The 25,266-nt window shown below is 68.1% G+C and carries 18 protein-coding genes; 8 read left to right on the plus strand and 10 right to left on the minus strand.

What is annotated here, in order from left to right; genetic code table 11:
* Window positions 1–30 precede the first annotated feature (30 nt).
* Window positions 31–417 (plus strand): Rid family detoxifying hydrolase, encoded by a 387-nt coding sequence (locus AUR65_RS17065; protein WP_058568091.1) that lies wholly within the window; start codon window positions 31–33, stop codon window positions 415–417.
* Between the two features lie 63 nt (window positions 418–480).
* Here AUR65_RS17065 and AUR65_RS17070 read toward each other — a convergent pair whose 3' ends face one another.
* Window positions 481–1,134 (minus strand): hypothetical protein, encoded by a 654-nt coding sequence (locus AUR65_RS17070; protein ID WP_058568092.1) that lies wholly within the window; start codon window positions 1,132–1,134, stop codon window positions 481–483.
* Window positions 1,135–1,592: 458 nt separating this feature from the next.
* Here AUR65_RS17070 and AUR65_RS17075 point away from each other — a divergent pair, with 458 nt between their 5' ends.
* Entirely contained in the window at window positions 1,593–3,227 is a 1,635-nt protein-coding gene (locus AUR65_RS17075; protein ID WP_058568093.1) for a BCCT family transporter, read from the plus strand.
* A 197-nt stretch (window positions 3,228–3,424) separates the two neighbouring features.
* A complete protein-coding gene (locus tag AUR65_RS17085; protein ID WP_058568095.1) occupies window positions 3,425–4,783 on the plus strand; it encodes an aminotransferase class III-fold pyridoxal phosphate-dependent enzyme in 1,359 nt (452 codons plus the stop codon).
* A 75-nt stretch (window positions 4,784–4,858) separates the two neighbouring features.
* Here the strand turns inward: AUR65_RS17085 and ilvA are convergent, their stop codons facing one another.
* Together ilvA and AUR65_RS17095 are read right to left on the minus strand one after the other, a co-directional pair.
* Window positions 4,859–6,154, minus strand: a complete 1,296-nt coding sequence (ilvA, locus tag AUR65_RS17090) for a threonine ammonia-lyase (protein WP_058568096.1) — start codon at window positions 6,152–6,154, stop codon at window positions 4,859–4,861.
* Window positions 6,151–7,458 (minus strand): amidohydrolase, encoded by a 1,308-nt coding sequence (locus AUR65_RS17095; RefSeq protein ID WP_058568097.1) that lies wholly within the window; start codon window positions 7,456–7,458, stop codon window positions 6,151–6,153. The genes ilvA and AUR65_RS17095 overlap by 4 nt, the downstream gene beginning before the upstream one ends.
* A gap of 130 nt (window positions 7,459–7,588) precedes the next feature.
* On the opposite strand from AUR65_RS17095, the gene AUR65_RS17100 reads away from it, so the two are divergent.
* Together AUR65_RS17100 and AUR65_RS17105 are read left to right on the plus strand one after the other, a co-directional pair.
* Window positions 7,589–8,557, plus strand: coding sequence for a D-2-hydroxyacid dehydrogenase (locus AUR65_RS17100; protein WP_058568098.1), 969 nt, complete (start codon window positions 7,589–7,591; stop codon window positions 8,555–8,557).
* A gap of 6 nt (window positions 8,558–8,563) precedes the next feature.
* Window positions 8,564–11,704, plus strand: a complete 3,141-nt coding sequence (locus tag AUR65_RS17105) for an FAD-binding and (Fe-S)-binding domain-containing protein (protein ID WP_058568099.1) — start codon at window positions 8,564–8,566, stop codon at window positions 11,702–11,704.
* A gap of 57 nt (window positions 11,705–11,761) precedes the next feature.
* Here the strand turns inward: AUR65_RS17105 and gdhB are convergent, their stop codons facing one another.
* On the minus strand, window positions 11,762–13,069 hold the full coding sequence (gene gdhB / locus AUR65_RS17110; protein ID WP_058568100.1) for a glutamate dehydrogenase GdhB: 1,308 nt from the start codon (window positions 13,067–13,069) through the stop codon (window positions 11,762–11,764).
* A 26-nt stretch (window positions 13,070–13,095) separates the two neighbouring features.
* Window positions 13,096–14,274, minus strand: coding sequence for a M24 family metallopeptidase (locus tag AUR65_RS17115; protein WP_058568101.1), 1,179 nt, complete (start codon window positions 14,272–14,274; stop codon window positions 13,096–13,098).
* 356 nt (window positions 14,275–14,630) lie between these two features.
* On the opposite strand from AUR65_RS17115, the gene AUR65_RS17120 reads away from it, so the two are divergent.
* Window positions 14,631–15,653, plus strand: coding sequence for an LLM class flavin-dependent oxidoreductase (locus tag AUR65_RS17120; RefSeq protein WP_058568102.1), 1,023 nt, complete (start codon window positions 14,631–14,633; stop codon window positions 15,651–15,653).
* 66 nt (window positions 15,654–15,719) lie between these two features.
* Entirely contained in the window at window positions 15,720–16,076 is a 357-nt protein-coding gene (locus tag AUR65_RS17125; protein WP_058568103.1) for a hypothetical protein, read from the plus strand.
* Window positions 16,077–16,103: 27 nt separating this feature from the next.
* Here AUR65_RS17125 and AUR65_RS17130 read toward each other — a convergent pair whose 3' ends face one another.
* From AUR65_RS17130 to AUR65_RS17150, 5 genes are all read right to left on the minus strand, one after another.
* A complete protein-coding gene (locus AUR65_RS17130; protein ID WP_058568104.1) occupies window positions 16,104–17,990 on the minus strand; it encodes a hypothetical protein in 1,887 nt (628 codons plus the stop codon).
* Window positions 17,991–17,997: 7 nt separating this feature from the next.
* Window positions 17,998–18,774 carry a signal peptidase I gene (locus AUR65_RS17135; RefSeq protein ID WP_058568105.1) on the minus strand — a complete coding sequence of 259 codons (777 nt, stop codon included), beginning with the start codon at window positions 18,772–18,774 and terminating at the stop codon, window positions 17,998–18,000.
* On the minus strand, window positions 18,771–20,417 hold the full coding sequence (locus AUR65_RS17140; RefSeq protein ID WP_058568106.1) for a TasA family protein: 1,647 nt from the start codon (window positions 20,415–20,417) through the stop codon (window positions 18,771–18,773). The genes AUR65_RS17135 and AUR65_RS17140 overlap by 4 nt, the downstream gene beginning before the upstream one ends.
* Window positions 20,418–20,523: 106 nt before the next feature.
* Window positions 20,524–21,147, minus strand: a complete 624-nt coding sequence (locus tag AUR65_RS17145) for a TasA family protein (RefSeq protein ID WP_058568107.1) — start codon at window positions 21,145–21,147, stop codon at window positions 20,524–20,526.
* A gap of 208 nt (window positions 21,148–21,355) precedes the next feature.
* Entirely contained in the window at window positions 21,356–23,317 is a 1,962-nt protein-coding gene (locus AUR65_RS17150; RefSeq protein ID WP_058568108.1) for a helix-turn-helix domain-containing protein, read from the minus strand.
* 201 nt (window positions 23,318–23,518) lie between these two features.
* On the opposite strand from AUR65_RS17150, the gene AUR65_RS17155 reads away from it, so the two are divergent.
* Window positions 23,519–25,225: a histidine kinase N-terminal 7TM domain-containing protein gene (locus AUR65_RS17155; RefSeq protein WP_058568109.1), complete on the plus strand. Its 1,707-nt coding sequence runs from the start codon at window positions 23,519–23,521 to the stop codon at window positions 25,223–25,225.
* Window positions 25,226–25,266: the final 41 nt, after the last annotated feature.

Here is a 25,266-nt window from a genome sequence, read left to right on the forward strand (position 1 = left end):
GCGCACACCACACGATTCACGCACACCACGATGCCACCGGAACGAGTCATCACGGACGACGCCCCGCGCACGGACAACCCCTACTCGCAGGGCGTCGTCGCCGGCGACACGCTCTACGTCTCGGGCTACGGCCCGGTCGACCCCGAGACGGGCGAGGAGGTCGACGGCGACATCGAGGAACAGACCGACTGCGTACTCGACAACATCGCGGCCGTCGTCTCCGAGGCCGGCGGCGACGGCCTCGACGACGCGGTGAAACTGACGGTGTACGTCACCGACCTCGACGACTACGAGCGAGTGAACGAGGCGTACGGCGCGCGGTTCGACGAGGTGCCGCCGGCCCGCGTCTGCGTCGAGGTCGCGCGCCTGCCCGGTGACGTGCGGGTCGAGATGGACGCGATAGCGTATCTCGGGTAAGTCGCGGAGCGCGGGGATTCAACCACGCGACCGCCGGTTTGTCGAGGGCCGACGAACCGCGGTTCAGTCGTTCAACTCGTCGACTCGGCGGTCGCGCCGCTCGTTCGCGGCGTCGATTCGCTCGACGAACTCGGACATCTGCGCTTTCATGTCGGCGCGCAGGTCGGTCGCCGAGAAGTCCTCGGACTCCGCGAGGAGCCTGACGAACGCCTGTAGCTCCTCGTCCGTGAGCTGGTCGAACGCGCCGCGTTCGAGCTTGTCGATGACGGCGTCCACGTCGATTTGGCCGACCGGTTCGACGTTGAAATCGACCGTGACCATCCGGTAGTCGGAGCCGGCCAGTTCCTGTTCGGCTTTGTTGACGCCTTCCGCGAGCATGTCCTTGAACGGGGTGTAGTAGCCCATCGTCCCGAGGTGGAGAAACGCGAGCATGTCGGTGATACCCCGCGTGTACGCTTCGCGATCGGCGGCGTCGGGGTTGAACACCGTCTCGCGGTCGCGGTCTTCGAGCGACTCGAACAGGATGGTGAAATCGAGGATGGCGTTGCGGAGGCGGCGTCGAATCCGGTTTCGCTTCTGCTTTTTCGAGTGGTCGGTGTAGTCGGTCTTCCGGCCGAGCAGGAACTCGCGGTCGCTCGGGGTGAGGATGCCGCGGCCGCGGTCGGCGGCGTAGGCGAGGTCGTCGGTGCCGTCCGTTCCGTCGGCGTCGTTTGCCATATACAGAACGCGTGTACGAATTCGATTAAGCGTTACGAACGGACCGAAATTCCGGGTGAGATGGGCCGAGAGTCCGGAAATCCCCGGTTTCCGTCTACAGTTCGTGTGAACGCGCCGGAAGCGCGCGAACGAGAAACCCAGTCAGGAACGAAGCGCCCGACTGCGACGTGGCAATCCACCGAAGGCGAACCGACCACCGATTTTTCGACCGTTTGTAAACGGATTCCGTTCTCGGCGTCACCGATAACCACAAATTTTATAGTAATGTTTGCACTTGTCGTGATGTGAGACATCACGTAGCATGGTGTCCGTCGGAGCGATAGCATGACAGACCACATTACAGCACACGGGTGCAACGGTCATCGTGGCGCACAGTTCGGGGCGCGGGCCTCGACCAGTCAGTCGGGAGGTGGCGGTCCCGTTCGGACGGGGTCGAACGGGGCGGTTACGCACGGGAGGTGTCGGCGGTGAGTTCCTCGAACGGCGTGGTCAGCGAGTTCCTCGACGAGATCGAGCCGGTGATATTCGCGTTCGGCGCGGCGATAACCCTGCTCTTCGTCGGCGCGTTCAGCCTCAACCCCGAGGGTTCCTACGAGTTCGTCCTCGGCATTCGCCGGTGGATTCTCGCCACGTTCAACTGGTTCTTCCTGATAGCGATGCTCGGGTTCGTCCTGTTCTTGGGCTTCGTCATATTCGGGCCGTGGGGGAACCTGAAGCTCGGTGACGAGGACCCCGAGTACGGTTTCCTGTCGTACTTCGCGATGATGTACTCCGCCGGCCTCGCGGCGGGTATCGTCTTCTGGGGCCCTGCGGAGGCGCTGTTCCACTACTCGACGGTCCCGCCGCTGTACGGGGCCGAGGCCCAGTCTTCGGCGGCGATGCCGCTGGCGGTCCAGTACTCCATCTTCCACTGGAGTCTGACCCAGTGGTCGTGTTTCACCGTGATGGGGCTCGCCATCGGCTACTTCGTCTACAACTACGACGCGCCGCTTCGCGTGTCGGCGGTCCTGACGCCGATTCTCGGCGCGGACAACGTCGACGGCGCGATCGGGAAAATCGTCGATATCCTCGCCGTGTTCGCGACCCTCGGCGGCGTCGCCACCTCGCTGGGCTTCATCGGGAGCCAGTTCATCACCGGCCTGAACTTCCAGTGGGGCATCCAACTCGGCGACGCGGGGACCATCCTCGTCATCACGGGCATGGTCGTCATCTTCACCGTCTCGTTGGTGCTGGGCGTCGACAAGGGGATTCGCCGGCTCTCGAACTTCAACATGGTCGTGTTCGGCCTGCTGATGCTCGCGACGCTGATATTCGGGCCGACCTTCCGCATCCTCGAACTCGGCACGCAGGCGACCGGCGGCTTCATCGGCGACTTCTTCCAGATGAGCCTGTTCACGCAGGCAACCGCGACCAGCGCCAGTAAATGGGTCAACGCGTGGACCGTCTTCTACTGGCTCTGGCCGCTCGCGTGGTCGCCCTTCGCGGGCCTGTTCATCGCCCGCATCTCGCGCGGTCGAAGCGTCCGGGAGGTCGCGTTCGCCGGTATCGGCGCGACCTCGCTCGCGACAGTCCCGTGGTTCGCCATCGTCGGCGGCGCGGGCGTCATCATGCAGCACACGGGCGCGGCGAACGTCCTCGGGCCGGTCTCTGAGTACGGCGAAGCGGTCTCGGGGTACGTCCTCTTCGGCAACCTCCCCATCGTCGGACCGCTGCTCCTGTTCGGGTTCCTCGTGCTCGTGACGACGTTCTTCGTCACCTCCGCCGACTCGTCCACCCTCGCGGTGTCGATGATGACGACCGGTGGCAAAAAGGAGCCGTCCGCGCTCAACCGCATCTTCTGGGCCGTCCTCCAGGGCGCGGTCGCGTCCATCTTGATGGTCGTCGGCGGCGTGAACGCCCTGCAGTCCGCGGCGATTATCACGGGCGCGCCGTTCGCCATCATCTGCGTGATAGCGACGCTCGGACTCATCCGAACCTTCCAAGACGACTACGGAAGCCTCCTCCTCCAAGACGAGACGAACCTCTGGGGGAAATCGGAGTCAAGCGGCGGGCAAACGCCGGCCGCGAACGTCTCCAGTCACGACGACGACTGACGCCGAATCCAGCCGAACGCGGTCCCGTCCCCGTCTCTGTCCCCGTCGCCGTCCGTCTCCATTCTGCGAAGGCCAGTACCGGCCGAGTCCGTCGCGGTCTCGGACGCGCGGCCGAGCGACGAATCCGCCGCGAGCCGTGCGGTGTGGTAGTTCCTATGATACCAAGTTTTAATGTACACCATTAACAAATCCTGTGTATGGATCGGGATACCGCAGAGCCGGACGCAGCAGCGCTGCCCGGACCCAACGCCGAGAAGTGGGTCGAGTTCCACCACAAGCACGCCGCGCCCAGCGAGTACTCCCACGAGTTCGTCTGGGACGTGACCGCCGAGGCCGACGGCCCGTTCGTCACCGACGTGGACGGCAACGTCCTCTTGGACTTCACCTGCCACATCGGGGCCGCGCCGCTCGGCTACAACAACGAGAAGGTGCTGTCGAAGCTCCGGGAGTTCGACCTCGTCGAGCCGATGAAAATCGCCGGTCAGGACATGTACTTCGGAGCCGGACCTGACCCCGAGACGGCCGACTTCCCCGGGGCGAGCCACCTGATGGACAAGCTCACCGACGTGTCCTCTCACTACGGGATGGACACGGTGTTCCTGTCGAACTCCGGGGCCGAGGCCGTCGAGAACGCGATGAAGATAACGCACGACCACAAGTCCCCCACGAAGTACGGCTACGCCTTCGAAGGGAGCTTCCACGGGCGGACGCTCGGGACGCTCTCGCTCACGAAGTCGAAGGAGGTCTACACCCGCCACTACCCGCAGGTCGCGGGCATCGAGACGGTGCCGTTCTGCGCGGACTCCGGCTGTTCAGCGGACGCCTGCGACTGCGGCTTCTTCGCCGGCGGCGGCTCGCAGTTGCGGAACTCCCTGTCGCCGGAGGGCGGCCACGTCAACCCCGACGAGGTCGCGTTCGCGATTCTCGAACCGATTCAGGGCGTCGGCGGCTACCGCTTCCCGAGCGAGGAGTTCATGGCCGAGGTGGGCGACGTCTGCGACACCTACGACATCCCGCTCGTCGTGGACGAGATTCAGTCGGGCGTCGGCCGCACCGGCGAGATGTGGGCCGCGGACCACTACCCCATCGAACCCGACGTCATCGCCAGCGCGAAGGGGCTCCGCGTCGGCGCGACCGTCTCGCGGTCCGACGTGTTCCCGACCGAGAAGAACCGCCTCGGGTCGACGTTCGGCGGCGGCGACCTGCTCGCGTCGATGCAGGGCGCGCTCACGCTCGACGCCATCGAGGAGTACGACCTGCTCGACAACGCGACCGAGCGCGGCCGGCAGGCGAAGGAACTCCTCGCCGACGACGCGCCCGACCACGTGGTCGATATCCGCGGCAAGGGTCTGATGCTCGCCGTCGAGTTCGACACCAAACAGCGCCGCGACGCCGTCGTCGAGGCGGCGCTCGACCGCGGCCTGCTCACCCTCGGCTGTGGGAAAAAGACGATTCGCCTCCTGCCCCCGCTCGACTCCACCGAGCGCGAAATCGAGATGGGCGTGGGCATCTTCTGCGAGGCGATGGACGCCGTGGCGACCGAAGTGGCCGCGTGAGCGTCGGCGTCGCCGGCCGAACAGCATCGAAAAGACACGGACCCGAGATGGGCCGTCCCCGTTTTTCTGGACTCGTCAGGCCGACTCAGTAGACTCGCCGCGCTCGTCCAGCGAGTGCGAAGCGACTTCGACGCCGTCGAGCGCCGAAAGCGAGTCGAGGGCGTCGGCGAGGTGGTCCGGGCCGCTCCCGTCGAGTCGGACCTCGACAGGGACCCGGTTCGGCGCGTCGGACGCGGTTCGGGCGGCGCGCTCGACGCTGTCGAGTTCGGCCCCCGACGCGGCGACGGCCGCGGAGAGGTCGCCCAGCACCGCCGGCCAGCCGTCGAGTTCGAGGCGCGCTTCGACGGCGCGCCCGAGCGTCTGCATCCCGACGCGGGTCAGTTCGGCGTGTTCGGAGAGGCCGACGTTGCCGCCGGAGACGACGGCGGCGACGCGCTCTCCCTCGACGTCGACCGCGCCGGAGAGGAGCGCGGCGACAGGGGCCGCGCCGGCCGGTTCGGCGACCGTCTTCGCTCGCTCGGCGAGGACCGTCGTGGCGACCGCGAGGTCCGTGTCGTCGACCGAGACGACGTCGTCGACGCGGTCGCGGACGACCGCGAACGTCCGCTCTAACAGCCGCGCGTCGGCGATGCCCTCGGCGACGGTATCGACCTCCGAGAGCATGCGAATCTCGTCGGCCTCCAGCGAGGGCTTGGCGTGGGCCGCGCCCTCGGGTTGGACGCCGACGACGCGCACGTCGGGGTCGCGCGCCTTCATCGCGGTGGCGATGCCCGAGATGAGGCCGCCGCCGCCGATGGAGACGAGAACCGTGTCCACGTCGGGCGCGTCGGCCGCGATTTCTCGCCCGACGGTTCCCTGTCCGGCGATGACGGCCGCGTCGTCGAATGGATGGACGAACTCCAGACCCTCCTCGTCGGCGAGTTGCAAGGCGTGTTCGTACGACTCCTCGTACAGGTCGCCCTCGACGACGACGTCCGCGCCGTAGCCGCGGGTGGCGTCGATTTTGACCGCCGGCGTGATTTCGGGGACGACGATGGTCGTGTCGATGTCCAGCAGGTCGCCCGCGAGCGCGACGCCCTGCGCGTGGTTGCCGGCGCTGGAGGCGACGACGCCCCGTTCGCGCACCGACTCGGGGAGTTGCGCCATCGCGTTGTACGCGCCGCGAATCTTGAACGACCCCGTCCGCTGGACGTTCTCCAGTTTGAGGTCGACCCGCTCGGCCCCGCAGCGGTCGGCTATGGTCCGCGAGCTATCGAGCGGCGTCCGGTGGACCACGCCGTCGAGTCGCTCGTGGGCGTCCGCAACGTCGTCGGCGGTGACGATTTCGGACGCCGGCGGTGCCGACTCGCCGGTGACGCGCCCGTCGCTCATCGGTTCGCTCCCGCGAGTTCCGGTACCGACTCGACGCCTGCGACTGACAGAATCGACCGCGTGAGGACTTCGACGCCCGTTTCGAGGCTCCGCTCGTCCACGTCGAACGTCGCGGTGTGGTGGCTCGTCGGGTGGTCGGTGCCGACGATGGAGTAACACGCGAGGCCGCCGTCGCGCTGGACGCGCTCCATGAGGAACGTCGCGTCCTCGCTCGCGCCGAAGTCGGCGGTCGGCACGACGCGGTCGACGCCGCGCACGCCCTCGGCGGCGTCCGCGACCGTCTCCACGAGTTCGGGGTCGCTGTCGGCCCGCGGACTCTCGCTGACCACGTCGACCGTCGCCTCGCAGCCGTGCAGTTCGGCCGCCTTCTCGAACCGCCGGCGGAGTTCGGACTTCGCGTACTCCATGAGTTCGGTCGTCTCGCCGCGCGCCTCGGCGACGGCTTCGACCTCGTCGGCGATGACGTTGCTGGCGGTGCCGCCTTCGACCCGGCCGACGTTGACGCGGGTCATCCCGTCGGAGTGTCGCGGGATGCCGTAGACGCTCTCGATGGCGGTGCCGAGCGCGTGGATGGCGTTCGCGCCGGCCTCCGGTTCCTTGCCGGCGTGGGCGGTCGTCCCCTCGATTTCCGCGTCGATGTGGCACATGGCGAGCGGTTTCTCGATGCCGGCGACGACCTCGCCCGTCGGGTGGTCGAGGCCGACGTGGACCGCGAAGAAGTAGTCGATGCCGGCGGCGTACTCGCTTTTCGCCATGGGCGCGCCGCCCCCCGAGATCTCCTCCGCGGGCTGGAAGAACACGACGAGGCGCCCGGAGAAGTCGCTTTCCTTGACGGCTTCGAGCGTCGCCAGCCCCCACGTCATGTGGGTGTCGTGGCCGCAGGCGTGCATCGTCTCGCCCGTCTCCGAGCGGAAGCCCTCGGCGGCAGGGACGTGGCCCGCGTCGTCCGACTCCTCGATGAACAGTCCGTCGATGTCGACCCGGAGGCCGACCGTCGGCCCCTCGCCGCGGTCGAGGACGGCGACACAGCCGGTCGTCCCGCCGCGGAGGGATTCGAGGAGTTCCGGGTCGGTCCCGCGGTCGAGCGCCCGCTCGTACCACTCGTCGAGCCGGTCGTCGCTCGGGACGGCCATCCGGTCGTCGGGGTCGTAGGCGTCCGCGCCGACGGCGAGTTCGTCCACGCCGATGGCGCGCAGTTCCTCGACGAGTCGCGCGGTCGTCTGGAACTCGCACCAGCCCGGTTCCGGGTGGCGATGGAGGTCTCTGCGAAGCTCCGCTAATCGCGCTCGAACGGCGTCAGCCATGCGTACACGTACCACCCGCCACCCACTTAAGTATAAACGGTATCCGTGGACACCGACTACACAAAAAGACTAAGGGAGCGTCACCCAATCGATGTAGCAACCGCGCCCGCGACGCGCGCGACCTATCACCATGACCGAGACAGACATCGTCGTCCTCCGCGAGGGGACCGAGGGCCTTTCGATGGAATCGTACGCGAACGCGCTCCGCGAGCGCCTCCCGGACCGGACCGTGACGCTCGCCCGGACGCCGAAACAGGAACGCGAACTCGTCGCCGACGCCCGCGTCGTCACGGGCATCACGATAGACGAGGACCTGCTGGACCGCGCCGACCGACTCGAACTGTTCGCCTGCACGTTCGCCGGGACCGACCACGTCCCGATGGACGCGCTCGCGGAACACGGCGTCGCCGTCACCAACGCCGGCGGCATCCACGCGCCGGGCATCGCCGAGCAGGCCATCGGTAACATGCTCGTGTTCGCTCGCCGCCTCCACGAGGGCTGGCGGCGCAAGGAGCGCGCCGAGTGGCGGCACTTCCAATCGGGCGAGTTCACCGACAGCACGGTGACGATTATCGGCCTCGGCTCCATCGGGCAGGCCGTCGCCCAGCGGTTGCAGGGCTTCGAAGTCGAGACGATCGGCATCCGCTACACCCCGTCGAAGGGCGGCCCGACCGACGAAGTCGCCGGCTTCGAATCCGACGCGATTCACGACGCGCTCTCCCGGAGCGAGTACGTCGTGGTCGCGTGCCCGCTGAACGACCTGACCCGCGGGCTCATCGGCGACGCGGAGTTCGCCACGATGCCGACCGACGCGGTGCTCGTCAACGCCGCCCGCGGCGGCATCGTCGATACCGACGCGCTCGTGTCGGCGCTGCGGTCGAACAAGATTCGCGGGGCCGCGCTGGACGTGACCGACCCCGAACCGCTCCCCGCGGACCACCCGCTGTGGGGGCTGGAGAACTGCCTCATCACGCCCCACACGGGCGGGCACACGCCGAAACACTGGGACCGTCTCGCCGACGTCGTCGCCGGGAACCTCGGGCGGCTCGACGAGGGCGAGGAGCTGGAGAACCAAGTGCTGGCCGCCGAGTCGAACTGACACCCGATGGCGACGCAGGAACGCCCCGACGACCCTCGCGGCGACCGGCAGGCAGACCCGAACGCCGGCCCCAGCGACGACCCGCGCGCCGACTACGACTACGTCGGCGGCGACACCGACCGCGAGGCGCTCGTCTCTGACCTCGACCGCCTCGTCGACGGCGACGTGCGGTTCGACGAGTACACCCGACAGCTGTACGCGACCGACGCCTCGGCGTACGAAGTGCTCCCCGTCGGCGTCGTCATGCCGACTTCGACCGCCGACGTGGCGGCCGTCGTGGAGTACTGCGCCGAGCGCGAGATTCCCGTCCTCCCGCGCGGCGGCGGCACGAGTCTCGCCGGACAGGCCGTCAACGAGGCGGTCGTCCTCGACCTCTCGCGGCACATGGACGGGGTCGAATCGGTGGACGCCGAGGCGGCGACGGCGACCGCACAGGCCGGGGTCACGCTCGCGGACCTCAATACCGCCGCGGCCGACCACGGACTCACGTTCGGCCCGGACCCAGCCGCGGGCGACCGGAGCGTCCTCGGAGGAGCTATCGGCAACAACTCCACGGGCGCGCACTCGCTGAAGTACGGCAAGACCGACTACTACGTCGAGGAGTGCGAGGTCGTCCTCGCCGACGGGAGCGTCCACCGCTTCGGCGAGGTGCGCGTGGACGAACTCCGGGAGAAAGCCGACCCCGAGAGCGACGCGTGGGGAGCCGACGGCCCGGCCAGTCCGCTTCTCCCCCGAATCTACGCCGAGGTCGTCCGCGTGCTCGACGAGGAGCGCGAGGAGATAGACGCCCGCTACCCGGACCTCAAACGCAACGTCTCCGGCTACAACCTCGACGCGCTGGTCGATGAGGCCCGCGGGGAGCGCCCGCTGGCCGACGGAACCGGCACCGACCCGGACTGCGAGTCGGGGACCGTGAACCTCGCGCGCCTGCTCGCCGGCAGCGAGGGCACCCTCGCCGTCGTGACCGAGGCGACCGTCTCGCTCGAACCGCTCCCGGAGACGAAGGCGGTCGCGCTCCTCACCTACGAGGACGTGTTCGACGCCGCCGCCGACGTGGCCCCCATCCTCGACCACGACCCGGCGGCGGTCGAACTCATCGACGACGTGCTCATCGACCTCGCGCTCGACACCGCGGAGTTCCACGACGTGGCCGCGTCGCTTCCCGACGGAACCCGCGCGGCCCTGCTGGTCGAGTTCTACGCCGACTCCGACGCGGACGGCCGGCGGAAGGTCGCCGACCTGCTGACGGCTCGCGCGCCCTCGGTGACGCCGGAGGCGACGCCGTCCGAGGGCGTCGGCGTCGCCGACGACGCCCGCGCGTTCGACGCGCTGGAAGCTCACGACGAGGCGGCCCGCGCGGGGCTCTGGGAGATGCGCAAGGCCGCCGCGCCCATCCTGCTCTCGCGGACGACCGACGAGAAGCACATCTCCTTCATCGAGGACTGCGCCGTCCCGGCCGACGAACTCCCGGGGTACGTCGAGCGGTTCCGCGAGGTCATCGACGACCACGACGCCAACACGAGTTTCTACGCCCACGCGGGGCCGGGCGTGCTGCACGTCCGCCCGCTCGTCAACACGAAGACGCTCGACGGCCTCGACTCGTTCGAGACCATCGCCGACGAGGTGACCGACTTCGTCGTCGAGGCCGGCGGGTCGGTGTCGGGCGAACACGGCGACGGCCGCGCGCGGACCCAGTGGAACCGCAAACTGTACGGCGACCGTCTCTGGAACGCCTTCCGCGACCTCAAGACCGCGTTCGACCCCGACTGGCTCCTGAACCCGGGGCAGGTCTGCGGCGACGTGTCGATGACCGAGAACCTCAGATTCGACCCCGACTACGAGTTCGACGCCGGATTCGACCCGGAACTCAACTGGGACACGGAAAACGGCTTTCAGGGGATGGCGGAACTCTGCCACGGCTGTGGCGGCTGTCGGGGCGACCAATCGACCACCGGCGGCGTGATGTGTCCGACCTACCGCGCCACGGAAGAAGAGGGGCTGTCCACCCGCGGTCGCGCGAACATGCTCAGACAGGCGATGAGCGGCGACCTCGACGCCGACGCGACGGACACCGAGTTCATGCGCGAGGTGCTGGACCTCTGTGTCGGCTGTAAGGGCTGTGCCCGCGACTGCCCCAGCGAGGTCGACATGGCGAAGCTCAAAGCCGAGGTCGAACACGCCCACCACGAGTCTCACGGCGCGAGCCTCCGGGACCACCTGTTCGCCGAGGTGGACCGGCTGAACGAACTGGGGTCGCGGCTCGCTCCGCTTTCGAACTGGGCGGCGAAGATTCCGGGCGCGCGGACGGTCATGGAGAAGACCGTCGGCATCGCAAAGGAACGGTCGCTCCCGACGTTCCACCGCGAATCGCTGGAAGACTGGTTCGAGGCGCGGGGCGGCGCTCGCGTCCCCGAGGCCGAGGCGACCGACAAGGTGCTTCTGTTCCCGGACAGCTACACCAACTACAACCATCCCGACGCGGGGAAGGCCGCGGTCCGGGTCCTCGAAGCCGCCGGCGTCCACGTCGCGGTTCCGGACGACGTGACCGCCACCGGCCGCCCGGCCCACTCGAAGGGCTTCCTCGACCGCTCGCGTTCGCGTGCCGAGACGAACGTCGACGCGCTCGCGCCCCGCGTCGAAGCCGGCTGGAGCGTCGTCCTCGTCGAGCCCTCCGACGCGGTCATGCTCCAGTCGGACTACCTCGACCTACTTTCGAGCGACGCGGCCGAGACTGTCGCCGCCGAGACCTACGGCATCATGGAGTACCTCGACGCGAAGCGTCTCGTGGAGGACCTCGACGCCGCAGCGTCGACGGGCGACGAGACGCTGACGTACCACGGTCACTGCCACCAGAAGGCGACGCGCAAGGACCACCACGCGGTGGGCGTCCTCCGGCGCGCCGGCTACGACGTGGACCCGCTCGACTCCGGCTGTTGCGGCATGGCCGGGAGCTTCGGCTACGAGGCCGAACACCACTCGCTGTCGAAGGCCATCGGCGGCATCCTGTCCGACCAACTCGGTGAAAGCCGCGGCGATACCGTCGTCGCGCCCGGCGCGTCCTGTCGGACGCAACTGGAGGACATGGACGGCGCGGCCGACGACCCGCCGCACCCGATAGAGAAGGTCGCCGAAGCGGTCGCTGACTGAGAAGCGCGCCGAAAAAGAACCGCGGGTCGCTTCGAATTTCGCCCGACGCTCAGCGACTCAGGGCCAGAGGCCCCGCGTCTCCTTCGCGCCGCCGATGCGAGAGAGCGCGACGACGTACGCCGCGTCGCGCCACGTCAGGTCGCGTTCTTCGACGTGTTCGCGGACCGCGTTCCACGCCTTGAGCATCTCCGCTTCGAGTTCCTCGTGGACGCGTTCGAGCGACCACTGACGGCGGTTGATGTCCTGCAGCCACTCGAAGTACGAGACGGTGACGCCGCCGGCGTTGGCGAGGATGTCGGGGACGACCGGAATCCCGCGCTCTTCGAGGACGGCGTCGGCCGCGAACGTCGTCGGCCCGTTCGCGCCCTCGACGACCATGTCCGCCGAGATGGCATCGACGTTCTCGGTCGTAATGACGTTCCCGATGGCCGCCGGGATGAGCACGTCCACGTCGAGTTCGAGCAGTTCCTCGTTCGAGAGCGACTCGGGGGCGTCGTAGCCCGACACCATGCCGGGGCGCTCGTCGTGGCCCTCGACGTCCTGCGTGTCGAGGCCGTCGGGGTCGTAGATGGCCCCGTCCACGTCGGAGACGGCGACCACCTTTGCGCCCCACTCGTCGAGGAGGCGGGCGGCGTTCGCACCGACGGAACCGAACCCCTGGACCGCGACGGTGGTGTCTTCGATGTCCCAGTCGTAGAAGTCGATGGCTTCGCGGGTGACGATGGCGACGGAGCGACCGGGGGCCTCCTCGCGGCCGTACGACCCGCCGATGACCGGCGGCTTGCCCGTCACGACGCCGGGCGTCGTCTCGCCCTGCTGCATCGAGTAGGCGTCCATGAACCACGCCATCTCCTGCGGACCGGTGCCCATGTCGGGCGCGGGAACGTCTTTCTTCGGTCCGACGACGTTGCGAATCTCCTCGGCGAAGCGGCGCGTGAGTCGCTCGCGCTCCTCGTCGGAGAGTGTCTTCGGGTCCACCGCGACGCCGCCCTTGCCGCCGCCGAAGGGCAGGTCCATCACGGCGCACTTCCACGTCATCCACATCGAGAGCCCGATGCACTCGTCGGCGGTCACTTCCGGGTGGTAGCGGAGACCGCCTTTGTACGGCCCGCGCACGTCGTCGTGCTGGGCGCGGAAGCCCGTGAACACGTCGAGGGAGCCGTCGTCGCGGCGGAGCGGAACCGACACCTGCTGGACTCGGGTCGGGTGCTTCAGACGCGCGACGACGCCGTCGTCCACGTCGGCGTGACTCGCCGCACGTTCGAGTTGCCTGCGCGCCGTCGCCAGCGCCGTCTCGGGTTCGGACCCCGACCCGCCGTCGGTGACCGCCTCGCCGTTTCGATTTTTGCCATCTTCGTTCATCATATGAGGGCTGTGACCCGGAGTCATAATTAGGTTGTGAATAGCCGGCGGGGGAAGTCGGCCAGCGGCTCCGCCCCGTCGGACGTGACGACGAACGTCTCGCTGAGTTCGACGCCGAAGTCGTCGAACCAGAGGCCGGGGATGGTGTGGAACGTCATGTTCTCTTCGAGGACGGTCTCGTCGCCTGGGCGGAGGCTCGCCGTGTGTTCGCCCCAGTCCGGCGGGTAGCCCAGCCCCATCGAGTAGCCGATGCGGTCTTTCTTCTCGATGCCGTACTCGGCGATGGTGTCGCGCCACGCCTTCTCGACGGCCTCGCAGGTCACGCCGGGTTCGACCGCGTCGAGCGCGGCTTCCATCCCCTCGACGACGATGTCTGCCCGCCGGGACAGCTCTTCGGGCGGGTCGCCGACGAACGTCGTCCGCGCGAGCGGCGAGTGGTAGCGGTGTCGACAGCCCGAGAGTTCGATGATGACCGGGTCGCCGTCCTCGAACTCGCGGTCGGTCCACGTGAGGTGCGGCGTGCCGGTGTGGTCGCCCGAGGGCATCAGCGGGACGATAGACGGGTAGTCGCCGCCGTAGTCGTCGGTGCCCTCGATGAGCGCCGAGTAGATGGCCTCGGCGGCCTCGTACTCGGGGACGCCCTCCTCGATAACGTCGAGGCCGGCCTGCATCGCGTTCTCGGAGATGCGGGCGGCCTCGCGCATGTAGTCGAGTTCGGCGTCGGACTTCTTGATGCGCACGCGGTTCACGAGGAGCGTCGTGTCCTCGAAACTCGCCTCGGGGAGGTTCTTTTGCAGGCGCGTGTAGGACTTCGCGGTGAAGTAGTACGCGTCCATCTCGAGGCCGACACGGGCGTCGTCGACGCCGAGGTCCTCCAGCACGGCCGCGACGAAGTCCATCGGGTGGAGGTCGTGCGGCGACTGGACGTGGTCGTCGCTGTACGGCCGAATGCTCTCCTCGCTCAACGTGGTTGTCGCGCGCGCGCCGTTGGCGTCCATGTCGCGGCCGACCCACACGGGTTCGTCGCGGTCCCGCGTGACCACGACGCCCTGATGGACGTAGAACGACCAGCCGTCGTAGCCGGTGAGATAGTTCATGTTCGCGGGGTCGCTCACGAAGAGCGCGTCCAGTCCCCGCTCGGCCATCCGCTCTTTCGTCCGGGCGATGCGTCTGTCGTACTCGGCGCTGTCGAACACGGCTCTTGGCATGGGAACCTCTATCGAACTATCGAATAGGGCCCGTAAAAATTTTTTGTGGACCTCGGGCACGGATACTGTGTACGCCGGCGAGAAAGAACAGACACAATAGTGTATAAATTGAGCAATACAAAGATCCATTAGAGCGAGAGAAAAGAATTGGATTTCGGTTCCGGTTGGCATATTCGTTCAGTACAGCAGATATGAGCAGAAGAAACACAAGCTATTTAGATTATTCAGGTTATTTGAATTGCTTAGATTATAGTAAAGTTAGATTATAACAATACTATCTGTTTTGGAAACCGCAGGAACAGTACGCGTCTGCTGGGAGCCCAACCGTTATTCCTCGCAGTCTCGGAGCGGGGGGCATGGAACTCTCCGTCGTCGACCTCTCTCCGGTTCCCCAAGGCGGGACCGCGACCGACGCGTACGCGAACACCGTCGAAGCCGCCAAGCAAGCCGAGCGACTGGGTTACTCGCGCTTCTGGGTCGCCGAGCACCACGGCATGGCGAGCACCCTCGCGGGGACGACGCCCGAGGTGTTGCTCGGCCACCTCGCCGCGGAGACGGACTCGATTCGACTCGGTTCCGGCGCGGTACTGCTCAACCACTACAGCCCGTTCAAGGTCGCAGAACAGTTCGGCGCGCTCGACGGACTCGCACCCGGTCGCATCGACGCCGGCCTCGGCCGGGCGAACGGGTCGCCCGCGTCGGACCAGGCGCTCGGGACGGACCGACACGTCGAGGACCCCGACGGCGACCACGCCGAGAAGGTCGAGGCCGTCGTCAACCACCTCTACGACGACTACCCCGACGAACACCCCTACGCCGACCTCGAAATCCCGCGGGGCGGCGGCGACCCACCGGTCCCGTGGGTGCTCGGGTCGAGTCCGTCGAGCGCGACTATCGCGGGCGAACTCGGGTTGCCCTACTGCTTCGCGGGCTTCATCAGACCGCAGTTCGCCGTCCACTCCTTCGAGGAGTACCGCGAGAGCTTCCAGCCGTCGCCGCTGGCCGGCGGCATCGACGAACCCCACGGCATGGTCGCGGTGAACGCCGTCTGCGCCGAGACCGACGAGGAGGCGGCGCGACTCCGCGCGGTGGCCGAGGCGACGTACAAGCGGATGCGCCGCGGCGAGGTCGGCACGAGACCGACCGTCGAGGAGGCGATTGACGAACTCGGCGGGGTTCCCGAGCCCACGCCCGCGACCCTCGGGGCGAAGGAGTGGCCGCGGGCGATTTCCGGCAGTCCCGAGACGATTTCGGGACTGTTGGACCAGCTCGCGGAGCGCGTCGGGGCCGACGAGATGATGATTCAGCACGTCGTCGGCGACCACGAAGACGGCCTCCGCTCGCACGAACTGCTTGCCGAGGGCGTCGGCCTCGTCTGACGCGTCGGCTTCCGCGACAGTCCGCCGGCCCGGATAATTCATATTCCGGACCCCGAAACGTAGGGTGTGTCACGCCTACGTCATCTCCGGCTCGAAGACACCCCCTTCGAAGCGAGAGAGTTCTCACTCCTCTGGCTCATCGCGCTCTCGACCTACGGCGTCGGCGACATCGTCACGACGCTCACCATCCTCTACTACGAGCGCCGGTTCGACGAGGCGAACGCCCTCCTCGTGGCGAGCACGGACGCCCTCGGGCGGTGGGGGCTCGTCCTCCCGAAGCTCGCGGTCTTCTTCCTCTGTCTCGGAATCTGCGTCTACGGCGCTCGCGTGGGCGATAAAGTACTGTACTACCTCCCGCCGGTCACGCTCTCCGTCATCGGGGCGTTCGCCACGGCGTTCAACCTCCGGCTCTTCGTCGGGTGAGCGGCGGAAAAACGGGCCGCAGAGCGCTCAGTCGGTGACCTGTTCGAGCGTGAAGACGAACTCCACGTCGACGCTGTCGGTCTGTATCTCGTTGCCCGCCGACTCCCGAATCCGCCACTCGACGACGAGCGACAGCGACTCCCCGCCGTCGAGTCGGCCGAGCGAGACGGACTCGTTCCACACGTCGGCGAAGTCGAGATACGTCGTCTCGTCGCCGAGCACGTAGGTACTCGTCCCGTTCGCCCGCTCGACGCGAAGCCGGACGGCGAGCGCCTCGTGGAGTTCGCCCTCGTCGGCTCCGCCGGTCGAATCGACCGACAGTTCGGGACCGGAACGACCGTTTTCGGCGGACTCGAACGGCATCGAATCCAGCGTCAACACGCCGGGGTCGCGCCCGCGGTTGGTGAGCGTCCCCGTCGAGTTGCCCGCGGAGCCGGGCGCGACCGACTGCGTGTCGAGGAGCGAGACGCCGGCCCCGCCGGACCCGAGTTCGAGGTCGACGCCTTCCGGGGCGCTCCCGGCGGTGTTCTCCACGGTCACGTCGAACGACGCGGTCTCCTCGGTTCGGGCGACCTCGGTCGAGTCGCGGAAGAACACCGCGGTCACGGAGACGTAGCCCGTCGTGACAGTCGTCTCGCCGTCGTCGGTGGCGGCGAAGCCGTCGGTGCGGTCACCGTCGGCGTAGGTCACGTCGGAACCGAGCGCGGTGGCGATGTCAACCGGACTCGACTCCCGGAGCGTGACGCGGCGCTCCTCCTGCCAGCCGTCGTCCGGTGCCCACGTGTTCACCACGAGAACCACGCTGTCGACCGCGCCGGACCACGAGAGCGTCCCGGTCACGGGGCCGCTGAGCGTTCCGACCGTCCCGTCGGCGCTTCGGACCGTCGGCGGGTCGGCGGCTTCGACCGTCAGCGTCGGGTCGGGCGCGGGTGACGATGCGGCCGTGGTCGTCGTCGTCGTTTGGCTGTCACCGCCGGAGCTACCGCCACCGGTTCCACCACCACCGCCACCACCGGACGAGCGCGCCGTAGTGGTCGGCTCGGGGGTGTTGGGCGTGCTCGTCGGCGTGGGCGTCGAGGCCGGTGCCGATGTCCGAGTCGGCGTCTCCGTCGAATCGGTGTCTGTCGTCGTAGCCGGCGTCGGCGTCGGCGTCGCAGTCGCTGTCGGCGTCGGTGTCGGTGTCGGTGTGTCGTCGGACTCGTTCGTCTCGTCCGGTGGGTCATCCGGGTTCGGTGGAGGCGGCGTCACGGTGACCTCCGGCGGCGACGGTTCGGGGTCGCCGTCGCCCCTGAGGTCGGAGAGAACGTCGTTGATGCCGGTGTCGTCGAGGAAGCGGTCGATGCTCCCGGGAGCGGCCAAACCGGTTCCGACCAGCACGATGCCGATGACGACGAAGACGATGACCAGCCGGCCGGCGACGTGCGAGAGTCGCGGCGAGAGCGTGCCGAGGAGTTTCGCCGAAAAGAGCGAGGCGAGCGACAGGGGAATCGGGAGCAGACCCGCCCGCGGCGGGCGGTACTCGACCACCAGCGCCGTCTCGGTGGGCCGGTCGCCGGGTTCGACCTCGTCGCCGACATCGACCGAGCGCTCGTCGGTACGCGGTTCGCCGTCCTCGTCAGTCGAGGCGCGCTCGACGGTCGTTGGGTCGGCGTCATCGACGAACGACGCCGACTGCGGGTCCCAGCGCCGGATTTCTCGCACGACGCCGTAGACGGGGAGGCGCTCGCCGGGGAGACAGAGCACGCGGTCGCCCCGTTCGAGACGCTCGAAGTCGACCTCGTCGAAGTCGTCTGCGTCGCGGTCGTCCGCTTCCTCGTCGACGAGGCGGCGGCACCGCGCCGCGTCGGCGAGTATCAGTTCGGGGGATTGCTCCGGCGACCAGTCGAGCGCGTCCGCGCCGTCCGGGCCGCTCACGGGAACATCACCGCCCGTCCTCGGAGGACTCGTCGGTCGTCGCCGCCGCGTCGCGGTCGGCGGGCGCGGTCACCCACTCCATGCCATCGGTCGAATCGGAGGGGACGGGGTCGGAGGCGGAAGACGAGGAGGACCGTTCGACGACTGCGACGGGGTCCGAGAGACGGACGCCGGTTCGCTCCGGGTAGAGCGTGACGCCGCCGTCCGAGGCGCTGACGTAGCCGGCGTCGATACCGTCAGACTCGTCGGGGTCGACCTCGACGAGCGCGTCGGTGTACAGCGAGTAGAGTTCGGTCACGACGAGGAGCGCGCCGGGGAGGATGACGAACAGGACCAACCCGAGTCGCGACTGCGCGAACTGCGAGGCGAGGCCGAGGTACGGCACGTGGAACCAGACGCGGCCGACGACGCGGTCAGCGGCGACGGGGTCCGAATCGACGTCCTCGTTGGCGTCGCCCTTCGTCCGGAACACCGGGCTATCGCCGCTTCGGTCCACCGCGACGACCCGGTGGGTCACGCGGTCGGTCCGCTCGTCGGTGATGGTGCTTCCGGCCTCCCGGTAGGTGATGATGTCGCCCTCCGAGATGTCCGCGGGCGGAACGTCGCGGACGACCACCACGTCGCCGGCGTCGAACGTCGGCGACATGCTCCCAGAGAGAACGGTGTAACTGGCCTCGGCACCGAAAGCCTGCGGCGCGGCGAGCACGACGACGAGCGCGACGGCGACGAGGAGGACGACGCCGCCGAGGACGCGGGCCGCCGCGGCGAGACGGGACCAGTTCATCGGTCAGTCGTCTCCGTCGTTTCCGTCGTCTCCGTCGTCATCGTCTGCTCACTGTCGTTGTCATCGCTATCGGCGACTTCGGTCTCCGTGCTACGTTCGTCGGTCTTCTCCTCGTCTCCGCCTGCTTCGGTGACCGTACCGCTCTGGTCAGCCTCGCCGTCCGCTTTTTCGGTCGTGCGACTGTTCTCAGCGTCGCCACCTGCTTCGCTCTCGTCAGCCTCGTCTGCGTCTTTGTGCTCCGTGTTACGCTCGTCGTCTCCGCCTGCTTCGGTGGTTTCGTCGCCCTCGTCGGATTTCTCGCCCCGCTCGCGTTCGTCCGTGTCGGCTTCGGCCGCGTCGACGTCGTCTTCGGCGCTGTTGGTGTGGTGATGGTGGCCGTTGTCCGTCTTGACGTCGACGCGCATCACGAGGTCGTCGGGGTCGGCGTGCGAGTAGTGGTGCCACGAGAACCGGAGTTTGCCGGTGAGCGAGAACGACCCGTCTATCTCGCGGGCGATGCGGACGTGGTTCGTCCCGGTCGCGTCGACCGAGACGTCGGCGAGCGTGCTCGTCCGGCCGTCGGCGGTGAGTTCGAGGTCCGAAACGGCGACCGACGACCCGGCGGCCGAGGCGGAAACCGTGACGCCGAGCGCGACCACGTCGTTCGCGCCGACGCCCTGTCCCTTCCACCCGTGTTTGTCCGGGTACTCGGTGTCGCCGACGGTCATCGTCACCTTACTGCCGTCGAAATCGACGCGGAACGACTCGGTTCGGCCCGACCACCACCCGTGTTGCCAGTCGTTGTTCTGCTTGTGGAGGCGAGTCTCGGAGCTTCCGGAGCGCTTCAGCACCGCGACTTCGTAGTTCTCTGGCTCCGAGTTGCCGTACGCGAAGCCGTCGTAGGGCTCGCCGTAGCGGGCGAGTGTCGCCCAGTCCCAGCCGCCCATCGCGTCGCGGGCGTCGCCGGAGCCGGACGATGAATCATCATCATCGTCGTCGTCTCCGTCGTCGTCGACCTCGCAGGTCGCGTCGCCGTCGTTGTCGGCCCGCTGGTCGAGCGCGAACCGGAGGTCGACGCCCGCGATGTCCGAGGCGACTTCGTTGCCGGCGCTCGACGGGAGTCGCCACGCGATGTAGAACTCCACCGACTCGCCGGAGGCGAGTTCGTAGTCGAGGTCGAACGTCTCGTCCGCGACGAAAATCGAATCGAGGGTCGCGTAGTCGGAACTGCCGCAGAGGAACGTCTTCGACCCGTCGGGGGCTTCGAGCCACGCGCGGACTTCGAGCACCTGCGCGAGTTCGCCGTCCCCGACGCGGGGGTCGTTCTGCGACGGGGGCTCGGACTGGCCGTTCTCGTCGTCGGTGACGCCGAGCACGTCGATGTCGAGGTATCCGGTGAGCGACCCGCGGTTACGGAGCGTCACCGACGCGGTGCCGCTGTCGCCGGGCGCGAGGCCGGACTCTTCGAGGAACGTGAGCCGCTCGTCGTCGCCATCGACCGTCAGGTCGAGCGTGCCGACGCCGAACGACGCGTCGGCGCGCTCGATGTCGGAAAACGCCGAGTAGGTGCCGACGCCCGCGGCGGCGCTTCCGGCGCTAATCGTGAAGAGTCCGCCGAGGAAGCGGCGTCGAGTGAGCGTCAGCGTTGGTGTCTGTTTCGGCATCGAGTGGCGTCATCGAGTGCGTCCGGACGGCCGTGACGAAAGAGGTGAACTCGGTCGGATGCGACCGGGTCGCGTCGTCTGCGTCGCCCGCGAACGCGAAGTGTGATTACTGGCTGTCCCGCTGGTTCAGTTCGAAGTCGAACTGGATGTCGAGGCCGTCGGCTTGGAACTCGTTGCCGGCGCTCTCCTGCATCTCCAGCGCGAACGAGAACGTCTTGGTCTCGCCGGATTCGAGCGCGATGTCCCGAACGTTGGAGTCGTCGTCCTCGCCGTCGTTGTTGGCGACCACGTCCGCGAGGGTTGCCGAGCCGCCGAAGCGGTCGGCGAGCACGTCGAGGCTCCCGACTTCGAACGTCGTCACGTCGAGGACGCCCGCGAGGTCCGCCACCGAGGCGTCCGCGTCGCCGTCGTCGCCGGCCGTGTCGTCGCTGTCGTTTTCGGTCAGCGTGAGGTCGATATCGAGGCTCCCGTCGAGCGTCCCGTCGTTTTCGAGGTCGACCTCGAAGGTGTCGGTCTCGTCGCCGGGCGCGAGGCCCGTGGCGCTGAAGCTCGCGGAACTGGCCCCGTCGGCGAGGCTCAGCGTCCCCGCCTGGAGCGTGTTCTCGGTGCTCGATTCGGTGTCGTTGAAGAGGGCGAACGTGCCCACCCCGGCTGCGGCGCTTCCCGCACCAATCGTGAGGAGTCCCCCGAGAGCGCGGCGTCGTGTGAGTTTGAATACTTTTTCTGCCATTGATTTCTCCGTGCGGCCCACCGTACACCCACTCCCTTCCGTGATGTTCTGGGTGGGGTGACCTTCAGTAATCTCTACTCGATTACTCGGGAATAACCCGATACCACCACTATGCGGTATCCGGCAAAAACCGAGCGGCGTGATAGCCTTCGTCACAGGGGCTCCGAGACGAGCGAGCGACCGGGCGCGTCGGCTCGGTTCGACCGGACTACGCGCCGTCTCGCTCGCCGTCGAACAGTTCGGCGAAGACCTTCCGCTGGGCCGCTCTGAGGTGTTGAGTGAACGTCGACCGCGAGACGCCGATAGCCTCGGCGACCTCGGCGGCGCTCCGGCGCTTCGGACGCTCGAAGTAGCCCGTCCGGTACGCGACTTCGAGCGACTCGCGCTGTCGGTCGGTGAGTCCGGCCAGCACGCTGGCACCGACATCGGACTCGACGGTCCGGTGGTGCCGCGCGGTCATGACGACGCTGTCGAAGGCGGCCGCGAGCGCCTCGACGAACGGCCCGGCGGGTCGCCGCCGGGGGAGGTCGACGACGACCGTCGCCTCGCCGGCGGCCACGACGATGCGGTGGAGGACGCCGCCCGCGTCGGCGATAGCCGTCCCCAGAGAGGGCGCGACCGTGTCGAACTGCGCCCGGACGACTCCCTCTCCAGCGGTCACGTCACCCGGCGTCACGCCGTCGAGACCGGCCAGCGCGTCGGTCACGGCGGCCTCGTCCGCGCCGCGGACCGTCACGAAGTAGCGCTCGCTGTCGCCGCGGGGCAACACCGTGTGGACGACGAGTTCCGCGTCGCGGCCGAGCGCGTCGCCGACCGCCAGAATCCCCGCGTCGTCGTCGCGGACGCTGAGGCGGACGCGGACGACCTCGTCGGCCACGAGCGCCTCGCGGCTCTCGGCGGTGCTGAGGGCGTAGCCGAGCGTCTCCGCCAGTTCTTCGAGCCGTCGGCGCTCCCGGTCGTCGTTCGCGCCCCGATTGTACACGCCGAGGACGCCGTAATCGACGCCGCCGTACCGAAGCGCGACTGCGACCGCGGTTTCGATACCGGCCGCGGCCGCGGCGGCCGTCCACCCATCGTCTGGAGCGCGCTCGTCCCCGACGGCGCGGACGACCGTCGCACCCTCGCGGAAGGCCGTCAGACTCGGTTCGGTCGAATCGTGTCGGGCCACCGCGTCGGCGTCGACGACGCCCGCGGCCCGGAGATACGACTCGTCGCCGACGACCGCGAGCGGGTCGAGACCGCCGCCCGCGGTCCGCTCGCCCACCCACGCCACGGCGGTCTCGGGGTCGCTCCCGATATACCCGCAGAACGCCTCCGCGACCTCCATGCGCGAGGAGTGTCGGACGAGAATCTCTCGCATCGCCTCCTTGGTGTCGCGCTCGCGTTCGAGTCGGCGCTGGTGGTGGACCTGCGCCGTGATGTCGCGGAGGACGCCGATGGTCCCGGGCAGGCCGTCGTCGACCACGTGGTCGATGTCGAGGATGCAATGTCGGGTCTCGCCGTCGCGGGTGCGGATGCGGATGTCGAGCGACTGCGGGGCCGACAGGTCGAGCGCGTCGCAGACGCGGCCCCGGTCGCCGGGGTGGACGACCGTCTCGGCGATGTCGCCGCCGGTGAGCGCCGCGCGGTCGTAGCCGGTGAGCGTCGTCGCCGCCTCGTTGACGAGGACGACCGCACCGTCCCGGGCGACGAAGATAGCGTCGCGGACGTTCTCGACGAGCGTCCGGTAACGCGCCTCGCTCTCCGCGAGCGCGCGCTCCGTTCGGTGCTTATCGACGGCCGTTCGGACCCGCGTGGCGAGCGCCGTGGCGCTGTCGTCGACGCTCGTCTTGACGATGTAATCGTCCGCGCCGGCCGACAGCGCGCTGCTGGCGAGCCCCTCGTTCCCGGCACCCGTAAAGAGGAGAAACGGGATGTCGGGTCGGTCCTCTCGGACCTCGGAAAGCAGTTCGATGCCCGTCCGCCCGGGCATGTAGTAGTCGCTGACGACGCACTCGACGTCGTCGGTGAGGCGGTCGAGGGCGTCCTCGGGGCTGTTTGCCTCCCGGACGTCGAAATCGGGGGCCTCCTCGCGGAGTCGCTGCACGACGAGCGTCAGCCAGTCGCGGTTGTCGTCGACGAGGAGGACCGCGAGGGGGTCCGCGCTCGTCTCGTCTGTCGTCTCGGTCACGGCGGTTCGGCCGTCCGTGGCACACCGACCGCGATAAACTGTTCGGGTGACGAGTCCGAGCGGCGCTCGGAAAACAGGGCCTGTGTGGAGAGTTTACGCCGAAGGCGAGTCGGCGAAGGCTTCTCGAACAGGTACTTCTAAATACCAGAACAGGTACAGAACACGCACCGATGGACGCGAGTAGCGGTCGGGTGCGGTGAGATGGGCTGGCAGTACACCGTCTTCGCGCTCCCGACCCTCTTTGCGATGATTACCGCGGTCCTGCTCGGAGCGTACAGTCTGCAGTACATGCGGGTTCACGGTCGGTCGTCCGACCTCGTCGCGTTCTTCGCCGTGAACGTCGGACTCGTCCTCTGGACCGGCTTTTCGGCTCTCAAACTCCTGCAGACCGACCCGTCGCTGAAACTGCTTTTCTACCGGTTACTCTACTTCGGCGTCGCGCCGCTCGGCGCGCTCGCGCTCCTCTTTACGCTCCTCCACACCGACCGGGTTCGACGAATCACGCCCGGCCTGGTCGGGGCGCTCACGGCCATTCCGGTCGTCTTTCTGGCGCTCCTGTTCACGAATCCGAACGGCCTCGCCATCGAGGCGACGCGCCTCGTCGAAACGAACGGCCTCGTCGTCCTCCGGGTGGACGTCGGCCTCGGTCACGTGGTGTTGCAGTTGCTCTACAACGCGGTGCTCTGCGCGCTGGCCGTCGCGCTCATCCTCTACGAGGCGGTTCGACTCGGCCGGTCGTACATCCCGCAGGCGGTGTTGGTGAGCGTCGGCCTCGTCGCCCCGTTCGTCTTCGTGGCCTGCGCCACGCTCGGAATCCCGCCGTTCAGTAGCGACGGCGTGAACCTCGTGCCGACCTCCGCCGCGGTCACGTCGGCCGCCATCGGCGTCGCGCTCTTTCGCTACCGGTTTCTCGACCTGCCGCCCATCGCCTACACGACCGCGATGGAGGAGTCGCCGGACGGCGTGTTCGTCCTCGACGCCGACGAGCGAATCGTCCACGTCAACGACCGCGGCGCGAGGCTCTTAGAGCGCTTCGACGCGGCCGTCGGCGACCCGGTCACGAGAGTCTCGCCGGACCTCGACCTGACGACCGAGAGCAACGACAGCGTCAGAACCACGCGAGAAGACGGCGAGGCGGTGTATCTCAGCGCCCGGTCCCAGCGGCTCGAACGGGGCGACGAGACCATCGGGTGGGTCATCGTCCTCCGCGACGTGACCGAGTTGCACCGGCAGAAACAGACGATTCTCTCCCAGAACGAGAAGCTCACGCTCCTCAACCAAATCGTCCGCCACGACATCCGCAACGACATGGCCGTCATCCTCGGCAACGCCCAGTTGGTCGAGGAGTCGGTGGACGACGAGGTGGTCCGCGAACGCCTCGAGACGATAATCAGGAACGGCGAGCACGCCACCGAACTCACCGAGAACGTCCGGAACCTCATGGCGACGATGCTCGACGACGAGGAGACGAACCGCCCGACGACGCTCGCCGGACCGCTCCGGGCCGAAGCGAGCGCGGTCCGCGACGGAACGCCCGAAGCCGCGGTCTCGCTCCCCGACGAGCCGTCGGGCGTGACCGTCGTCGCCGACGACATGCTGGGGACCGTCTTCCGCAACCTCCTCACGAACGCGGTGCGGCACAACGACGCCGACCGGGCAGAAATCGACGTGTCGGTCGAGGTCCGGGACGACGACGCGCTCGTCCGCATCGCCGACAACGGGCCGGGCATCCCCGACGAGCGCAAAGAGGAGGTGTTCGGCCGCGGCGAGAAGGGGCTCGAAAGCCCCGGAACCGGCCTCGGGCTCTACCTCGTTGACACCATCGTGAGCGGCTACGGCGGCGACGTGTGGGTCGAGGACAACGAGCCCCGCGGCGCGGTCTTCGTCGTCCGCCTGCAGAGAGCCTGACGGGACGAGCGAGCGCCCCAACACTCAAAAGGTCAGCACAC

This window comes from Haloferax marisrubri, assembly GCF_001469875.2.
Taxonomy (GTDB): domain Archaea; phylum Halobacteriota; class Halobacteria; order Halobacteriales; family Haloferacaceae; genus Haloferax; species Haloferax marisrubri.

Coding starts and splice junctions, on each gene's coding strand:
- AUR65_RS17140 (WP_058568106.1), bottom strand. CDS start 20,417: ATGCCGAAACAGACACCAACGCTGACGCTCACTCGACGCCGCTTCCTC.
- ilvA (WP_058568096.1), bottom strand. CDS start 6,154: ATGAGCGACGGGCGCGTCACCGGCGAGTCGGCACCGCCGGCGTCCGAA.
- AUR65_RS17120 (WP_058568102.1), top strand. CDS start 14,631: ATGGAACTCTCCGTCGTCGACCTCTCTCCGGTTCCCCAAGGCGGGACC.
- AUR65_RS17095 (WP_058568097.1), bottom strand. CDS start 7,458: ATGGCTGACGCCGTTCGAGCGCGATTAGCGGAGCTTCGCAGAGACCTC.
- AUR65_RS17085 (WP_058568095.1), top strand. CDS start 3,425: ATGGATCGGGATACCGCAGAGCCGGACGCAGCAGCGCTGCCCGGACCC.
- AUR65_RS17100 (WP_058568098.1), top strand. CDS start 7,589: ATGACCGAGACAGACATCGTCGTCCTCCGCGAGGGGACCGAGGGCCTT.
- AUR65_RS17145 (WP_058568107.1), bottom strand. CDS start 21,147: ATGGCAGAAAAAGTATTCAAACTCACACGACGCCGCGCTCTCGGGGGA.
- AUR65_RS17155 (WP_058568109.1), top strand. CDS start 23,519: ATGGGCTGGCAGTACACCGTCTTCGCGCTCCCGACCCTCTTTGCGATG.
- gdhB (WP_058568100.1), bottom strand. CDS start 13,069: ATGATGAACGAAGATGGCAAAAATCGAAACGGCGAGGCGGTCACCGAC.
- AUR65_RS17070 (WP_058568092.1), bottom strand. CDS start 1,134: ATGGCAAACGACGCCGACGGAACGGACGGCACCGACGACCTCGCCTAC.
- AUR65_RS17115 (WP_058568101.1), bottom strand. CDS start 14,274: ATGCCAAGAGCCGTGTTCGACAGCGCCGAGTACGACAGACGCATCGCC.
- AUR65_RS17105 (WP_058568099.1), top strand. CDS start 8,564: ATGGCGACGCAGGAACGCCCCGACGACCCTCGCGGCGACCGGCAGGCA.
- AUR65_RS17065 (WP_058568091.1), top strand. CDS start 31: ATGCCACCGGAACGAGTCATCACGGACGACGCCCCGCGCACGGACAAC.
- AUR65_RS17135 (WP_058568105.1), bottom strand. CDS start 18,774: ATGAACTGGTCCCGTCTCGCCGCGGCGGCCCGCGTCCTCGGCGGCGTC.